The sequence below is a fragment of the Leptolyngbya boryana PCC 6306 genome, assembly GCF_000353285.1.
Classification (GTDB): Bacteria; Cyanobacteriota; Cyanobacteriia; order Leptolyngbyales; family Leptolyngbyaceae; genus Leptolyngbya; species Leptolyngbya boryana.
In genome coordinates, this window is record NZ_KB731325.1 from 141,357 (window position 1) to 157,168 (window position 15,812).

16 protein-coding genes and 1 pseudogene are annotated in these 15,812 nt (G+C 47.1%); 7 read left to right on the top strand and 10 right to left on the bottom strand.

Annotation, left to right across the window (positions count from 1 at the left end):
• Positions 1-872: 872 nt before the first annotated feature.
• Positions 873-1,070 (bottom strand): hypothetical protein, encoded by a 198-nt coding sequence (locus LEPBO_RS0131705; RefSeq protein WP_017291627.1) that lies wholly within the window; start codon positions 1,068-1,070, stop codon positions 873-875.
• Between the two features lie 52 nt (positions 1,071-1,122).
• Between LEPBO_RS0131705 and LEPBO_RS0131710 the strand changes: the two genes are divergently transcribed.
• The gene (locus LEPBO_RS0131710; protein ID WP_017291628.1) at positions 1,123-1,584 is read left to right on the top strand and encodes a hypothetical protein; all 462 of its coding nucleotides are present in this window, start codon (positions 1,123-1,125) and stop codon (positions 1,582-1,584) included.
• On the opposite strand, the gene LEPBO_RS40530 is transcribed toward LEPBO_RS0131710, so the two are convergent.
• The 5 genes from LEPBO_RS40530 to LEPBO_RS38975 form a co-directional block, all read right to left on the bottom strand.
• Positions 1,575-2,225 carry a hypothetical protein gene (locus LEPBO_RS40530; RefSeq protein WP_017291629.1) on the bottom strand — a complete coding sequence of 217 codons (651 nt, stop codon included), beginning with the start codon at positions 2,223-2,225 and terminating at the stop codon, positions 1,575-1,577. The two genes, LEPBO_RS0131710 and LEPBO_RS40530, sit on opposite strands and share 10 nt — an antisense overlap.
• Positions 2,218-2,817, bottom strand: coding sequence for a hypothetical protein (locus tag LEPBO_RS40535; RefSeq protein ID WP_017291630.1), 600 nt, complete (start codon positions 2,815-2,817; stop codon positions 2,218-2,220). Before LEPBO_RS40535 ends, LEPBO_RS40530 begins: the two co-directional genes overlap by 8 nt.
• Before the next feature lie 268 nt (positions 2,818-3,085).
• Positions 3,086-3,550: a hypothetical protein gene (locus LEPBO_RS38970; RefSeq protein WP_017291631.1), complete on the bottom strand. Its 465-nt coding sequence runs from the start codon at positions 3,548-3,550 to the stop codon at positions 3,086-3,088.
• Positions 3,551-3,664: 114 nt separating this feature from the next.
• Positions 3,665-4,794 (bottom strand): IS3 family transposase gene (locus LEPBO_RS0131730; protein ID WP_096735604.1). Its coding sequence is split into 2 segments (ribosomal slippage): positions 3,665-4,521 and positions 4,521-4,794, totalling 1,131 coding nucleotides; the frame shifts between segments, so codons are not numbered across the junction.
• 17 nt (positions 4,795-4,811) lie between these two features.
• Positions 4,812-5,636 (bottom strand): IS701 family transposase, encoded by an 825-nt coding sequence (locus LEPBO_RS38975; protein WP_017291634.1) that lies wholly within the window; start codon positions 5,634-5,636, stop codon positions 4,812-4,814.
• A gap of 175 nt (positions 5,637-5,811) precedes the next feature.
• Between LEPBO_RS38975 and LEPBO_RS38980 the strand changes: the two genes are divergently transcribed.
• Positions 5,812-6,831, top strand: a complete 1,020-nt coding sequence (locus tag LEPBO_RS38980) for a pentapeptide repeat-containing protein (protein WP_081614819.1) — start codon at positions 5,812-5,814, stop codon at positions 6,829-6,831.
• Here the strand turns inward: LEPBO_RS38980 and LEPBO_RS0131750 are convergent.
• The gene (locus LEPBO_RS0131750; RefSeq protein ID WP_017291636.1) at positions 6,804-8,588 is read right to left on the bottom strand and encodes a protelomerase family protein; all 1,785 of its coding nucleotides are present in this window, start codon (positions 8,586-8,588) and stop codon (positions 6,804-6,806) included. The genes LEPBO_RS38980 and LEPBO_RS0131750 overlap by 28 nt on opposite strands.
• Before the next feature lie 213 nt (positions 8,589-8,801).
• Here LEPBO_RS0131750 and LEPBO_RS0131760 point away from each other — a divergent pair, with 213 nt between their 5' ends.
• Complete coding sequence (locus tag LEPBO_RS0131760) at positions 8,802-10,871, top strand: TraM recognition domain-containing protein (protein WP_017291638.1); 2,070 nt, start codon at positions 8,802-8,804, stop codon at positions 10,869-10,871.
• Between the two features lie 136 nt (positions 10,872-11,007).
• Here the strand turns inward: LEPBO_RS0131760 and LEPBO_RS0131765 are convergent, their stop codons facing one another.
• Positions 11,008-11,334: a hypothetical protein gene (locus tag LEPBO_RS0131765; RefSeq protein ID WP_225903985.1), complete on the bottom strand. Its 327-nt coding sequence runs from the start codon at positions 11,332-11,334 to the stop codon at positions 11,008-11,010.
• Between the two features lie 391 nt (positions 11,335-11,725).
• Positions 11,726-12,049: a hypothetical protein gene (locus tag LEPBO_RS0131770; RefSeq protein WP_017291640.1), complete on the bottom strand. Its 324-nt coding sequence runs from the start codon at positions 12,047-12,049 to the stop codon at positions 11,726-11,728.
• Positions 12,050-12,159: 110 nt separating this feature from the next.
• Here LEPBO_RS0131770 and LEPBO_RS0131775 point away from each other — a divergent pair, with 110 nt between their 5' ends.
• Positions 12,160-12,741: a hypothetical protein gene (locus tag LEPBO_RS0131775; RefSeq protein WP_026149065.1), complete on the top strand. Its 582-nt coding sequence runs from the start codon at positions 12,160-12,162 to the stop codon at positions 12,739-12,741.
• Between the two features lie 21 nt (positions 12,742-12,762).
• Positions 12,763-13,053: a hypothetical protein gene (locus tag LEPBO_RS0131780; RefSeq protein WP_017291642.1), complete on the top strand. Its 291-nt coding sequence runs from the start codon at positions 12,763-12,765 to the stop codon at positions 13,051-13,053.
• A 196-nt stretch (positions 13,054-13,249) separates the two neighbouring features.
• Here the strand turns inward: LEPBO_RS0131780 and LEPBO_RS0131785 are convergent, their stop codons facing one another.
• Positions 13,250-14,296, bottom strand: a complete 1,047-nt coding sequence (locus tag LEPBO_RS0131785; RefSeq protein WP_017291643.1) for a fatty acid desaturase family protein — start codon at positions 14,294-14,296, stop codon at positions 13,250-13,252.
• A gap of 203 nt (positions 14,297-14,499) precedes the next feature.
• Here LEPBO_RS0131785 and LEPBO_RS38985 point away from each other — a divergent pair.
• A pseudogene (locus LEPBO_RS38985) lies at positions 14,500-15,211 on the top strand (IS6 family transposase).
• Between the two features lie 41 nt (positions 15,212-15,252).
• A complete protein-coding gene (locus tag LEPBO_RS38990; protein WP_394368080.1) occupies positions 15,253-15,672 on the top strand; it encodes a DDE-type integrase/transposase/recombinase in 420 nt (139 codons plus the stop codon).
• Positions 15,673-15,812 lie beyond the last annotated feature (140 nt).

The following is a 15,812-nucleotide window of genomic DNA, read 5'->3' on the forward strand; positions in this document are numbered from 1 at the left end:
TAAAAGTCGAAATTTCCGTAGGTGTTGCTAGTGAATTACTACTCACAAGAATCGTCGCTAAAGGCTTAGCCTTTCCCGTTGCAGGTTTGGGGAGGTAGAAACCAGAAAACCCTCCTTACTCGCTCCGACCCGATTCGCGCTTTGCCCTGGCACCCTAGAACTTCTCACCTGTAAGCAGTTTCCAGAACTAAACCGCCGATCATCGTTGAGCTATTCATCGACTCTGTATTGCAGACTCGCCGGAGAGAAAGCGACTCTCCGATTCCAGATGTCGCCATCTTGGAAACTCCCGACACAGGCTGAGGTTATGTGTCTGAATGCGTTCATTCTGGCAGACTTCATCCCCTCAGTAGGATTTACACCCCCATTCTCTTAGTACGGCTCTAGCAATTCTTTGCTAAAGTCTGTCACGGTCGCCCTGTTTCATTGAGATTGAATAGAAATGTAGGAATTGTTCCATTGCTAGAATTTTGCGCCTACATGCCTTCATCGCACCGGACGAGCACCTTTCAATGCATCCGGCGCTACGACCTACATGGTCTCTTAGGCTTGGACGTGACTCCAAGCTTTACCGAGGATGTAGCTCAGCTCCTTGTCTCATCAACAATTATCCGTGTTCGATCATGAATTGCCTGTGCAATTCAATCGGAAGTTTAAGGCGAGTGTGGAAAAGATCAAGAAAAAACCTCCTACGGACGGTCAACAATGCCCGTGGAGGTAAAAAAAAGTCCCACGGGCGTTGTGACCGTCCGTGATCAACCTTAGCGGCACTAGATGTGCTCGGTAACATTTAGAAATCTGCTCCTCTCAGCGAGTTAGAAGAAGCGCGATTTGGGATTCAGTATTTGAGAGATGAGAATGAAAAGGAAGAACTATTTTCCGAAATCTTCTGATTTAGCACAGGGTCGATGACAAGCAGGTGCAACAGTTTGGGTGCTGGCAAAGGCAAGACGCGCAAAGTCTTTGACATATCTCCGTGCTGCTGGGGTTGGGATTGGAGTAGCTATCGTGCTTGGAGGATTTGCGCTGTCTGGGGCGTTCAGAATTGTGATGCTTGCCGTCTGCTTCATCGTGGTACTTGTTGCTGGACGTGCTCATTACTGGAAAGTGAGATCGTAGCAAGTGGTGCAAGGAGCCGGAGCCGAAACAGCGATCGCAGCAAAGCTCATTCCTTTAGTGCAGCAAAGGTGGAAATTTAAGTTTAATCAGCCTGTGCCTCGATACGGCGATGTGAATGTCTTTGCGATTTCGCCGAATGGCAACCTTTATCCGATCAAGGTCAAAGCAATAAAGGGAAAAGTTCACTGTGAGGGAGGGCGATTGTTTGTTTTACCGAATTCAATCAGAGAGCGTTCCTTTGGAGGTCGGAACTTGCTGCTTCAATGTCGGGGACAAGCTGAAGCAATCCGGGTTCAATATCGTATCAGAAATGTATATCTAATTCTCTGCTTTGCGAATGCTGTAATGGATCTCAAAGTTTCATCGATCGACGGTGTAGAGATTGTGACAGGAGCTGATGTTGTAGAACGTCTCCAACTGCTCGATCGACAACTCAACATGATGAACTCAACGCCCTATTGCTGAATTAACCAGACTGCTCCATCCGAGATATCGTGATAGAACGTCTCATCTGTATTAGGTTTCTCCTCGATTAGAAATCCGCCGAGTAAAAGTCCTAGCCAAAGCTCGACGATCGAAAGTTTTCTCATCGACTGATGAATCTGCGCAATTGGGATGGGCTCGTTAATCTTCTTACGCTTGAGCCAAGCTGAGATCGCAACGCTCCATCCAGTTGGGTCTTCATCCCCTGCAAGATCCTGTAGCATTTTCAGGACGCGCTTCGGCGGAACAGGTGCGGCAACTGAATCGTTTGGTGCTCTGCGAGAAGCAACTTTTTTAGGTTTTCCCCATTCCTCCTCATCGCTTTCGAGATCCAGGCTCATCGTGTGTCGTTCATAGGCATGATCATCGTCATCGAGGACTGGGAATCCGGAGTCTTCCTCGTCAGGCACATCCGTTTTATTCACCTCCTGATAAGCCATCATCTTCAGGTAGAGAACTTCGGCAATTAGTGCGATCGCATCTCCTCCGATTTGGAGACAAACTGCATCCGGCTGCAAAGCGATCGCATCTTCTAGCAACTGACAGAGCGAACGGCAGTCAGCCTTAACAGGTGCTACAAGAGCCTCTTGAAGTGCGGCATGAAGTCTTTGCCGCTCATCCATGTTGAAGACTCCAGGGATGATTAATCTTGCACTCCCGAATATGCTTGTGAATCGTCACAAATTTCTTAAAGTGCTTTCCTTGATTGAGCGTGGCACTATATTGAGCCGTAAATTCAGTCAGAATCTCTTCCATGAGTTTTGCTACTTCATCTCCCCGCATTCCCCAACAGGCAATGGGTTCACGTTTTGTATAGCATTCTGTTCCCACCCAAAGCTGGAACTCGATCGCATGAACCAAAGTAACGTTCTTCTTAAAGTTATCAGGCTCTTCAGAAAAAATGATCCGAATCGGCGTTGGGCGTTGAGCAACCGGAAAGCTGACCTGAGCAACAGTTTGTTTTGCCTGCTGTCGGAGGCGATACTCTAATCGACGTTTAGCATTCTGTTCTGCTCGATTTTGATATTGCCATCGCAGTTTTTCACAACGATTCTCTTCCTCAACCCAACAGCCATCGCCGTTAGGTCCATGTTCCACACGCGCCCATTCAACGGAATAGGCTGAGCATTCTAAGCATTTTGGATTAATGGGTCGAGCCATAGAACGATTGCCCTGTCTGGCATTTTGCCACGTTTTGCTGACTGCCCACAGCATAACATCAATTTTAGTAAGAATTTTAGTAAGAATTCTTTTAACTTACAAACAGACAAAAATAGGCATCGTTGGAATTGTAATCATCAATTCTTAGTATTACAGTTGTAGATCTAGGATTGAGAACGTTTGCGGTAGTGATGGTATCGAGCGACTGCTTGATGCACTCTGCGCCAGTAAGACCAATGCAAAATGGATTCAAGTGACCAAACCTTTGGAAATAGGAGTCTCCATATCCAACGCTGCATCTCCCACGAACTCAATCTGATGATTACCCTCTGAACACTTTGAACGCAACCGGAGAGCCAACTAGAGCCAAAGGGGGGGAGGCACTATGAGAGCATTGTATCAGCGGTTCTACTTGAGCGCGCAGTACAGTCAGGAATGCTTGTGCGGCTAATACTAACGTCATGTGCCGATGCCAACCCACCCAAGAACGAACCTCGTAATCTGCCAAGCCCAACTGACTCTTTGCCAACTTGAAGCACTCCTCGATACCCCACCGTTTTCCTGCTACTTTCGCGATCGTTGCTAATGATGTGTCCTTAGGCGCAAAGACTTGGTAATAGCTAACGTGTTGCGGTGGGTCGATTTGTTCCAGAGAACGACGAAACACTAACCACCGCTGAAACCTTCCGGAATCGCCACAATTGATTGCGACCCTAGCCCATTCATACTCTCGTTCTCCTTTACTGCCTTGACCACAACTCAGGCGTTGCCATTGCTCCGGTGGCACAGACAGACAGACTGTGAAATGACCCCTTGAAACTAGACCACTTCCTTTGTCGATAAAAGCAGCATTAGCTACGAGCTAGTATACTGCTATTGCTTATTCTTTTTCGTGTTTGTTTTATTGATTGCTTCTCCATTCACTTTCAAACTCAATCGGTGTTAGATATCCAATTGATGAATGTATCCTCTTCCTCATGTACACTTCCTCCAAAAACACTTTGACCTGCATGTAGACTTCCGCAAAGTTGCGATACTCTGATAAATCTACTTCCTCCTCTTTGATGGTTCGCATCAATCTCTCCGCATAGCCATTCTGCGTTGGCTCTCCCACTTCTGCCATGCTGATTTCAATCTTGCGTTGCTTGAGCACCTCGACATAGCCTGTCGCTGCATATTGCACTCCTTGGTCGGAGTGATGAATCTCAGGTTGGTAATGTTCGAGCGCTTTGTTCAATGCAGTTAAGGTCAAGCTGTGATCTAAGCCTCGCCCTAAATGCCAACCCCGAATACACCGAGTAAATACATCCATCAACACAGCGAGATAAACAAAGCCTTCTCCCAATCGAATATAGGTGATATCACTCACCCAAACTTGGTTAGGGCGTTCAATCTTCAGTCCTGCAACGCGATTCGGATATCGTGCAAAGCTATGATTGCTATTCGTGGTTCGGCATCGCCGTTTTGGGGCTTTGCCTGCAATTCCCATCTCTTTCATCATTCGCGCCACCCGCTTGTGGTTCACGACGATGCCTTGCCGTTTCAGTTGCTGAGTGATCCGTCGATATCCATACCTTGGAAACTCCCCTGCAATTTTGTCGATTGCGCTTTTCAATTCTGTTTCGGTTGCAAGTTCTTCTTCAACGGGCTGATAGTACAAGCTACTCCGATTCACTGATAGTACTTCACAAATCTGCCGCACTGAATAGTGCGGTTCAAGTTCAGCTACGATTTGCCGCTTTGTTTCATCACTGAGATGCTCGATGCTTTTTTTGCGATCTCTAACTGCATCGTCAATTTTCCCACCATCTGTTCGAGTTCGGCTATCCGCGACTCGACTTCCGAAACTTGTCCAACTTCGCCAAATACAGACGACGCTCGTTCGACAAATTCGTTTTGCCACCGCGTTAATACACTGCGATGCACCCCGTGCGCTCGACTGATCTCGGTTTGCGTCTTTTCTCCACGCAGCAGTTCGAGGACGACTTTGGCTTTGAATTGCGGGCTGTATTTCTTGGCTTGATTTGACATGCACTTGATCCTACTCCTTAAACGGTTTCTTGTCGCTCTTGGAGTGGTCTAGTTTTTGGGGGGCATTTCACTGCTTCGGCTCGATTAGGTTGCCAACCTATCACCACTGGTTGTTTTTTGTTCACGGTGAGTACGTAAGGCTGTTGTCCAGTCTTCTCTAACCACCACCAGAAACCAGCATCGTTGCCATACACTTCATCGGCAACTACCCAAGCAGAACGAAGCCCAGCGTCCCATGCCGCTTGCAACATCTGTTGAGCGAGTTGCGCTTTGGTCGCAAACTTCACTGTTTTTGGTACTCCTGCTTTAGATCGCTTGTCTGCATCATCCGCCCAGGATTTCGGCAAATAGAGGCGACGGTCAATCAGGGTATGACTTTTGCCAGTAATGTAGGCTAAAAAGACACCCACCTGACAGTTTTCCAGATGTCCGGTTGTGCCGTAATACTGAACCTGCACCCCGACTGACTGGTGTCCCTGTTTGAGAAATCCTGTTTCATCCACTGCGAAGATGTCGTCCGATTCGCTCAAACCTTCAACCCCATACTGCCGCACTTCCTGACAGACTTTTTCCGCATCCCACTGGGCACGCCCTAACAGATGTTGAACTCGGTAAGGATTCTCATTCCCGACCTGTTCAGCAATTTGCCAACCATTTTTCCGCTCGACGGGACTGAGCAAGGCTTGAATGTAATTGAAAGCTGCTTGACGCGCTTCAGTTCGAGCAAAGTAAGGACTCAGTCGTTGCTGAAACGATTTCAGCGTGTTACTCCACTCGTAGACTGTTTCTAATGCCTGTCCAGTTAGAAAGACTTGGGAAGGGTCAATCGAGAGCCTATCCATACAACGGTATATTCCAGATAGTTCTCTTCAGTCTAAGCTATCTACAACTGTAATACTTAGAGGGTTTCTGTATCGACATTTCTAGTGACGGAGAGGGTAACGAATTTCAAGCCTCTCCTGACGATCAATTCACCTGGCTTGTCGAGTAAAATCGCGAACATTGCCTGGGTGAAAGATGATGAGACGTTTTCGAGTATCGGCTCTAACCATGAAAGAATGGATGGCGCGGTTATTATTGGTAGGCTTTTTGATGGGTGTTCTGCGTCACCATCAAATTTCCAATCGTCTTCAGCAAACGTATCAGAATATGACTCGCTGGCTGAGCCTGACACTCGAACGCATTCCAACGGCTTGGTTTGTTACAGGTGCAGTCGTCATTCTGGCGTTGATTGCTCTGTGGGTTGAGAAAGAAACCTCGATCTCATCGATTCGGGATGTTGTGCAAGTCATATTCAAGAATGCGGAATCGATCGCGGTCGTTGCCGCAGTGATTTTGTATTTCAAAGAAATTCCTGAGCGTAGAGCGCAGAAGCACTACGAAGCGTGGCAGGTTGTTGATGCAGCTGCAAATGTGTCTGTAAGTTATGCGCGAATTCGAGCATTAGAAGATCTCAATCGAGATGGAGTATCGCTCGAAGGCATTGCAGCAATGAATGCTAATTTAGAAGGCATTGCGCTGAGAGGAGCGCTCTTAACTGAAGCGAACCTAGCTGGAGCGAATCTCTCCGCTGCCGATTTCACGGATACGGTCTCGATGAAGATTCGTTTGGGGCAAGCAACATTAAAGCAAGCCAAATTAAATGGATCTGATCTCACAGCAGCAGAGTTGGAAGGAGCGATTCTGACGCAGGCAAAATTGATGAACGCTAATCTGACCGGTGCGAAATTTACATCCGCTCAATTGGCATATGCTGATTTGTCGGGATCAACGTTCACGGGCGCAACGTTGACCGGAGTAAAGGCAGTCGGTAGCAATTTCTACTATGCAAAATTGTATGAGGCGAATCTGAGTCAAGGCAATTTCGCAGAAGCCAATTTTACCGAAGCTGATTTGACAGGGGCAAATCTAACAGGAGCGAATTTCAAGGGAGTGAAGGGTCTCACTGCAAAGGCAGTAAGAATGGCAAATCACTGGGAAAGCGCCGTGTTTGATCCTGAGTTGGCAGCTCAGTTGGGAATGGCATCAGATTCTTGATTCTGAGGCTCAGTCTCGATCTGAATGAAATCAGTAATTTTATGCTTTCCTCTATGGAAGAAATTGTGTTTTTTCGGGTCAATTTGGTGTTGTTCATGGTGCGCTCTGATCTCCGCTTCACGTTGTTCTAATCCTCTTTGAATTGCGGGTTGAGAAGACACAAATTCCTTGAGGATATTGATGCTAATTGCCCATTTATCTTGATGCAAACGCTCTGCCATATCGTTGTAAGCCATCATCGCATCGATCGCCCGATCGACAATCTCTCCTGATGCTCCTCTAGGTCCACGGGGACGAGCGGGTTGAGGATTCTCTGTTGATGCTGTTGACGATTGAGTTGAATGAAGTGTTTGGGTCGAGGATGGGGTTGAACGTTGCCTTTGAGGGGAGGTGCGTTCTAATTGTCCTGCGCTGATTGCATCGGTCAATTTAGCGACAGACTGCATAACCTGAGCCATTTGCTCGACTAAAAGCTGCACGGTGGGATCAAGTTTGGGCGGTGTGTCTTCGATCGGCTGGATCTCTAAAGACGGAGGTTCAATTTCGACTATAGGCGATGGCTCTTGCGGTTGACTTGACGCAGGTTCAACGGGTGTTTGCTGAAATTGGGCTTCGATCCACTCCAGTAGTTTGGCAGTCCGTTCAGATTGATTCTTTGCATCAGGTGCGATCAACTGCAGAATCGAGATCCAGCGATCGTGGTCTTGAGTGTAGTAGCTCAACGTACTTCTTTTTCTGCTTGTCCGTTTTGGTTGTTCTAACTGTTCGACGGATGCTTCCTGCTTGAAGGCTGCAATTGGTTCAATACCTCCATGCCCTAATTTGATACCTTTGCGCTTCCCATGATGCTGCGCGATCACCGAGTCAGCAATATCAAAATCGGCATAATGTCGAGATGCCGCTAGCGATCGCTTCAGCGTTGGACTTTTCTTGTCCAGAATTTGATAGTGTCCCTGAATTGCTGCCCGAAACTCAACTGTATCGATATTGGCAGGACAATACCAAAATGTGGCGATGGTCGCATACACCGCACGAAAAAGATGAGTATATAGATTGCCTCCAGCTCTAGATGGAACCAGATTCTCGAAATGTCGATCGCAAGCGACGGCAACTCTTTGACTAAATTTTTGATTGATCTTGTTTGCGCTCATCGATTGAGCTTCTGGAAGCTGTTGGCGAATCTTGGTGAGCGCTTTGCAAACTTTATCAGCAGTGGTCAGCGTCGGAATCTCAAAACTCAGCGTTTGCGTCTCTTGGCGTCGTTTTAATGCGCCTGTAAAGGTGACACTCCACTTTGTTTTTGGCTCAAACCTTGCGGTTGCCAGAAGTTCTGTCACTCTGCGTCCAGTGAGTACGGCTAGACCTGCGGCAACATCAGCCCAATCTGGGCGTTCCAGGAGTCGAACGGCTTGAGCGACAATTCTGTCCGGATCATGAATGTATTTCACATCTTCATTGCGTTCAGCGACACTACGCTGCTTCTCATCATTAAGCGCCGTATATTCTTCGGTAGAGAACGCGATGAAGTCGAGAGAGAAGTGATCTTCGCCCAGCCCATCCTTGATCGCTCTGCGGATTTGATCCATGCAACCTTGTTGCTGTTTTAGAGATATTAGCCCCCGCTCTGCCCAACTTTGACGGAGTTCTTCGGTAAATTTTTCTAGCTTCTTATGACCAGCCGCCGTATTCTTCACGGATTGGATGAAGGGGATGTATTGAGATTGAATCAGCTCGGCAAGCCACTTTCTACTAGCCATGATATCTGTCCAAGAAGTCGTGTATCAATATCATAGCTGATATGCATAACAATGCAATCTTTATTTATGTATATCAGCCATGCATTGCTTCAATCTTTTCTGATCCAAAAAGAATCGCAGGTCGGTGGTCAGATGGTTCTTTCATTGCCGATCCCTTCTTGATGAGAATTTCGGCGTGGATTGCTTTTTGTATTGATTTTGCAGTGTATTTGCATGGCGCTTGATCGCACCCGTCCCACCGATTTCAAAACGCTACGATTGCGATCGCTCAAAGTTGGACTTCTCCACAGCGCGATCGCGACTGGAGTGATTGTTGGACTTCTTGCTTTATTTCCTCAGATTGCTCGTTCTCCGTTGCTTTGCTACTTGCTTGGATGTCCTGTCTTTGTCTTTTATTTACGAGTTCTTGGAGTGGGGTGCGATATCTTCTTCGTCGAGCGAGCTCGTCAACAAGAGCAGGCTTTACGTAAAGGGAGGAAAGTACTGGGCGCTCCTCCCCAACGAGATTGCTTTGCAAAGGCGCTCTTTGAATCGCGACAAGCTGGGAAGAAGATATTAGACCGTTACCTGATTGGATTTGAGCTAGAAACAGGAGCACCGCTTTGGGTATCGGACGATGATCTCTGCACTCATGCCGCTGTGTTTGCTAAAACTGGGGTTGGGAAAACATTGTGGCTCGAATCATTGCTGTTTCAACAAATGCTGCGCGGTCGTGCCAGTGGTTGTACTTTTATCGATGCGAAACGAGATTCTGGAACGTTAGCGCATATCATTTACATGGCACACATTACGGGACGCATCGAGGATTTGATCGTCATTGATCCACTCAGTCCCATTCATTCCTATAACTTCGTTGCGACCACTCAGCGAGCGGATGTGAAAGCACGTAAAGTGTTGCGAGCAGGGTTACCCCCCATTGCGGATGCGAGTACGGCGAAACACTATGATCGCTTAGCGGCTGACTCTGTGTTCCGCATTGTTCGTGCGCTGGATAGCATCGGCTTATCTTGGTCGATCAAAGATGTTGCGGTTGCGCTGAGTTCTTTTGCGATCGCCTATCCCTATCTTCATAACGTGCTGCAATCCGTGAATGCTCAAGAGGCACTGCTAGAACTGAGTCATTTTGCGACGACATACCGTACCGCAAAAGGGACATTGGATATTCAGAAACTCACCGATAATTTGCGAGGGATTGCTTCTGAACTGCACTCGATTGCAGCCGGAGATGCGGGAGATGTATTCTGTTCCACTCACTCGGATCTACGTTTGACCGAAGCAATCATGCAGGGAAAGATTGTGTATTTTATGCTGCCACGACTGGAGGAATCTGAAGGAGCATCACGGATGTTGAAGGTATTCCGCGAGGATCTTGAAGTGTCGATCGGTGAAATTACTTCAAATCAGGACTTTCGGTTGGATGACCCACATCTTGTGATTGTGGATGAAGGGGCATCTACCTTCTCTCCCACTTGGGCAAATCTGTTTGAATTAGCCAGAAAAGGAAGGTTTGCGTTGCTTTTTGGAGCGCAGTCCGCAGCAGGATTGAGTGATCAATCATTGGGACTAAGCCAAGCATTTTATGAACGGGTGATGGCGAATGTGAATCTGAAAGTTGCCATGCGATTGGGAGATAATAAAACGGCAATGGATCTCTCACATTGGTTGGGAAAGACAACCGTGATCAAAAAGTCTGTCAGTCGATCGAAGTCGAAAGGGAGTGCGAGCTCCGCACTGTTGTTCGATGCGAATGCGAAGCGGCAGACTGGGCGTTCTTCAACTGAGAGCTTCTACGAAGAAGAAGTGGATTCTGTTTCGGCTGATGAATTGAAGTATGGCTTACTCGCAGAGAAGGGACTGGCATGGGTCGATTTAGGCGGAAAGCTGACGAAGATGCGGGCTTTATGGATTGATTTTGACCTTCCCAAAGATTGGAAGGGGCGCAGTACAGTTCCTCAATTGGAAATCACTGAAACAGATCCGCTGGCTCTGGGCAAGATCGTCGATCGTGCCGTACTTGAATCTGAAATCATCAATCAACAACGGCAAACGAATGTTGCAAGTACAAGCATTGTGAGTTCGGTCTCCACTCCGACAAGAATTGAAGCATCGCGATCTAAACATCAAGAGACGTTTAAGTTATTGCATAACGATCAGCATCGGAGTTCTCGCTACGAGAGTAGTGTCGTTGTGCCAACGCACCTTCAGAGGCAAACGATGGTCGGTTCAGAGTCTCGTCCATCATTCTTTCGTCTGTCTTCAAAGAAAAGCCCTCGCAAGCGGTGATCTCTGGAAGTACAATTGTCTGCCGAGTTGCTGATTGAAGAGATGAATTTTACTGGATGGCAACTGAGCAAGATCTATCAGAGTTCCAAAATCTGATCTTGCCTGCAAGCGAGGTGCTTCCAGATCAAATATCAAATCAAAGGAGAATTTGTTCTTCAAGGTCTTGGGGCGATTGGCGGATGAACTGGATTAATCGATCGGCTTTAGAAAGACTCCGCATCTGTGCTAGAGGCTTCACTTCTAATCCCAGAGTTTGAATGATTTCATGTGCATAATGATTCGCGAATTTTTGAAAGATGTAACGTTTGGCGAGCGGAATTTTCTTTCCTTGTTGGTCTATTCGGTAGAGATGCTCATCTTTTTGCACATACGCTTCAAATCTTTGAGCAATATCGCCTTTCTTAAAGGTGGGCTTTTGCTCAAACTGCAAAACATTGTCCAGGGTGATTCCCTTAGATTTCAACTTTTTGATGAACAATGAGTAGAAATCATTTGGGGTTGTTTGTATTTGACGAGTTCTTTGACTTTCCATAGTTGCCCTGATTGCTTAGTCGATAAAGAGCGCCAAAAGTAACACAAAGTCATGATGGATTGCAATCGAAGCGTTTGAATTTGAATGCAGTTTGCTAAGACTGCCGAGCTTTCATATAAATCTTGCTACTCGGTTGTGGTTGAGGACACGACCTTGCCGTTTGAGTCCACCTCGCTCAAAGACGCTACTTTGCCCACTGCACAAACCCTTTGAGCTAACGATTCAGCGCATGTACGGGTGAATTGGACGAATGTACAGCTCTCTAATATCTGGCGATTCAATCTTTGGCAGAAGCAATCTCTTGGCTGCAGGTTCTTCAGGACTACAACGCATCGGGGCGGAAGATTGAATCGACGAGCTCCTCAATCGATTCTAGGTCTGAAGAATTCTGTAGCTCACCCTCAAACCATTTCACCTCTTCCGGCTCTGTCCCTGGCAGTTGATAGACCAGCAATACACCCGTCACTCGTGCTACTGTCAATGGGTCAGGAGCAAGATGGCTGAGCAGCCTTTGCGCTTTCTGATAGAGCTGTTGAATCGCTTCTGCATCTTGTGGGTGTTCAAGCTCAATTGACATCTGCTGTAGACTTTCCTGAACAGCTTGGACGAGTTCTGCATCTTCGGTAGGGTCGAGTGAATGAGACATCAGGCTTGGCAAGAATAACAGCGGGTTTCATCCATTTTAATGCTTTGCTAGCGTTCATGGGCTCGGCTTGGCACTACAATCAGAGCAATCCAGTTCGTGAGCCAGCCCCTATGTCCTCTGCAATGTTAAGCGATGAAACGAAACAACAACTCGAACAAGAGCGATCCCGCTTAGTGAACGATCGCCGCAAGATTGTGTCCGAAATCGAGTCCTCAGTCAGTGCTCAAGTCGATCGCACCCTTCAAGCTCTCAATGCGCTGCTTGATGTACTCGCGAAAGTCGAAGTGCCTGCTGTAGATGACATCGTTGAATCTGTGCCTGACATCCTAGAGCACGCGACGACTGAAGTCCCAACTCAATCTGTTCCTCGTCCTCGCAAAATAGGCACGAAGAGCACCGCAAAGCCGAAAGGGAAAGGAAAAACGAGTCAATCGCAAGCGTTTGATGCTAAGCACCTCAAGGGCAGCTTCAACGGCAAGAGTCTTCGTGATGCCATTCTCGAAGTGATGCAGCAAGATGCAGCACGAGTTTACGCAACTGATGAACTCATTGTAGCTCTGTACGACCCGTTCGAGGAAGCTGACCTGCCGATAGCCAGAAGAACGCTGGGAGCGACATTCATGCACCTGATTCGAGCGGGCAAAGCCGAGAAGGTTCAAGACAAGCCACCGCACTATAAACTCAGCCGTTAGGGGGCTGATGGAGGTGTATTAATGCTTTCAATTTCAGGGGTACTCGGTCCCTTGACCATCAAGATCACGCAACTGCCAAACGTGACGGTTGTGGAGAATGACTGGCGCAGTTTTACCATCGATATTGGGAGTGCAATTGTGAGTGTCACAGTCCGACCGAGGATCTGGAACAACTGGGTCGAAGGAACGAAACAGTACCAGAACTGGAGTGCGATTATCACGGGGAGAATGGGGGAATTGACGGACGTGGGGTTTGTGCTGGAGCAGCCTGGGATTCAAATCTTTGAGGCACCATCTGAACCTGTGGATTGAGCAATTGCTCGATCACACAGACTCACCTTGTAAGAAGGCAACGTTCTTCTAGAGTCACGATCGTCAGCAGTAAAATTCAGGTGTGCAAACGCTAAGGCACTGTCGCAGGGTTCTGTCGCAAAGATAATTAATAAAGTAACAAACGAGTTGGTCTAGTTCGTATTGTTTTAAGCAATCACTCCGAAGTTTTCTGCTCTCACGACAAATTCAACATCTGATAACGACCTGTTAAATTATCCACTTGATCTGTTCCAATCGCCGAGGGTTGCGTACTTAAACGGCTTACCTCCTTGACATACCCGCATCCTACAGTCATTGGCGGTAGATCATGTTGTTTCAAGACGCTTTCAATTCTTCTGAAAGCTTCAGGCAGTTGATCGAAGGGAATACTTGGAAAGGCATGATGAACAGAATGATAGTTCAATCCGCCCACAAGCCAACCGACGATCGGATGTACAGTCAGATTACGACTGCTGTAAAGCTGTGTCAGTTGATGTCCGGGTGCTTGGCTCCACATTCCGTAATGTTCAAGATGATCTCGTGCTTGAACGACCACGCCAATCACTCGCTCCAGAATGCACCAAAAGATAATGTATTGCCATAGATGCTGTGTAAACAGTGCCACGGTTAAAAAGCTTGCTTGAACCAGAACAATGCCGATCGCATCAAATAAAAGTGCTCGGCGAACTGCCGGAATCGTTTTACCAAACTGCCATCCATGGCGAATTGTTTTAGCAATCATGCCCAGTCCACCCAGCACGAACAGGTCAACTTGCCATTGATGCCGCACATACCACTTCATCCAAACACTCGCATTCTCATACTCTTCGAGTGTCCACTGGACTCGTTCTGGATCTTGCAAATTGGTACCATTCCAGCCATGATGCAGGCGGTGTATTTGTGCATAAACACTATGCATCCAAAGCATTGGGTAAGACATCAAGCGCGGCAGTGCCTCATCAAACCAGACCCAACCCGTGAGCGTATGATGAGTCGCATCGTGAGTGCAGATAAACCAGATTGCATACACAAATCCAGCGATCGCGCTATAACCGACAAAGCCCCACGAGGTTTGGGACAACCAAGCTAAAACTATCAAGCTCAAGCAAACAAATCCCAAAGTACAAAACCGCAGTAAACCTATCCAAGGATTGACTGTGTTTAGATCAGCAACGCTTGATCGTAGGTCATGCGTCACTTGCTTCAATTGCAAATTCTTCAACGGCAAATCATCGGTGCTCATAAATCACCTCCATCCCTCGGAGATGAATGGTACAAACAGTGGAACTTTTGGGGAGACGCTCTTTACACACCTTATCGCGATCGTTGGAGCGAGCTATAAAATCTTAAAATTTATTATTTCGATGTGCTGCACCATTTGTATCTTGGTTGTGTCGCAAAGATGATAAGGTAGGGAAGCTCAATTTTTCTTTAGCCTTGCCCTAAATGACGACCGACTCGCTGTTCAAATGGCATCACTTTCTGCCTGAAATTATCTTGCTGAACGTGCGCTGGTATTGTCGCTATTCTTTGAGCTACCGGAATTTAGAGGAAATGATGGCGGAAAGGGGTGTTGCAGTTGATCATTCCACCCTTAATCGCGCTCGTTTTGAAATTCGCCTCCAAACTCGACAAGCGCATTCGTCCGTTTCTGAATCCAACCAATGACTCATGACGGGTGGACGAAACTTACATCGAAATTCGAGGTGCGTGGAAATATCTATATCGAGCAGTGGATTCAGAGGGCAATACGCTGGACTTCATGCTGAGCGCGAAACGGTATGGTAAGGCAGCAGCGCGATTTTTCCGTAAAGTGTTGGCAGCCAAGCATACTCAAACTCCCCGAGTGATTACCGTGGATAAAAATGCCGCGTATCTAGTTGCGATGGATGAATTGAAGCAGGAGAAAACATTGAAAGCCGAGACCGAATTACGACAGAGCAAGTACTTGAACAACAGGATTGAGCGGGACCATCGGAATGTGAAACGGATTGTCAAACCGATGATGGGATTTCAATCATTCAACACGGTGAGAAGAACTCTTCGTGGGATTGAGGCAATGGCGATGATCCGCAAAGGACAGGTAAAGGGAATTAGTCGAGGGGATAGTGTATCTCAAGCAGCATTCATCAATGAGACCTTTGGAGTTACTGCTTAAGAAATACGAACGAGACCAGTTTGTTTGTCACTTTAAAAGCTTTGCGACAGAACCACGTGCTGGATGTCTTGCTGCAACGGCAACGAGACACAAAGGCAGCAGAGCGATTCTTCCGCAAATTGCTAAAGAAACAGGGCTTTGTGCTACGGGTGATGGTCACCGACACATTAAAGAGCTACGAAGCGGCAAAGAGACGAGTGATGCCGAGTGTAGAACATCGACAGCACAAGGGGTTAAATAATCGAGCGGAGAATTCGCATCAACCAACCAGAGTGCGAGAGCGACGAATGCGGCGATTCAAATCCCTAGGGCAAGCCCAACGATTTCTTTCTACGTTTGACCTAATTCGAGGACACTTTCATCCCAAGCAACATGAACTAAGTGCGAAACAATATCGAGAACAACTCTGCCACCGCTTTGAAGATTGGCGAGAAATCACTTGTCTGAAAGATGCTGCGTAAATTGAGCGAGACTAACAATTGGGGGATTATCGCGCTTAATTTTGAATATTCTCGATTAAGTTGACAGTGCCGTTTTTTCAAACATCCTCTAAAACAATACGAACGAGACCAATTCGTTTGTCACTTTAAGACCTTTGCAA

Coding starts and splice junctions, on each gene's coding strand:
- LEPBO_RS0131770 (WP_017291640.1), bottom strand. CDS start 12,049: ATGTCTCATTCACTCGACCCTACCGAAGATGCAGAACTCGTCCAAGCT.
- LEPBO_RS0131750 (WP_017291636.1), bottom strand. CDS start 8,588: ATGGCTAGTAGAAAGTGGCTTGCCGAGCTGATTCAATCTCAATACATC.
- LEPBO_RS40530 (WP_017291629.1), bottom strand. CDS start 2,225: ATGGATGAGCGGCAAAGACTTCATGCCGCACTTCAAGAGGCTCTTGTA.
- LEPBO_RS0131705 (WP_017291627.1), bottom strand. CDS start 1,070: ATGAAGCAGACGGCAAGCATCACAATTCTGAACGCCCCAGACAGCGCA.
- LEPBO_RS0131785 (WP_017291643.1), bottom strand. CDS start 14,296: ATGAGCACCGATGATTTGCCGTTGAAGAATTTGCAATTGAAGCAAGTG.
- LEPBO_RS0131780 (WP_017291642.1), top strand. CDS start 12,763: ATGCTTTCAATTTCAGGGGTACTCGGTCCCTTGACCATCAAGATCACG.
- LEPBO_RS0131760 (WP_017291638.1), top strand. CDS start 8,802: ATGGCGCTTGATCGCACCCGTCCCACCGATTTCAAAACGCTACGATTG.
- LEPBO_RS40535 (WP_017291630.1), bottom strand. CDS start 2,817: ATGCTGTGGGCAGTCAGCAAAACGTGGCAAAATGCCAGACAGGGCAAT.
- LEPBO_RS38980 (WP_081614819.1), top strand. CDS start 5,812: ATGATGAGACGTTTTCGAGTATCGGCTCTAACCATGAAAGAATGGATG.
- LEPBO_RS0131775 (WP_026149065.1), top strand. CDS start 12,160: ATGTCCTCTGCAATGTTAAGCGATGAAACGAAACAACAACTCGAACAA.
- LEPBO_RS38975 (WP_017291634.1), bottom strand. CDS start 5,636: ATGGATAGGCTCTCGATTGACCCTTCCCAAGTCTTTCTAACTGGACAG.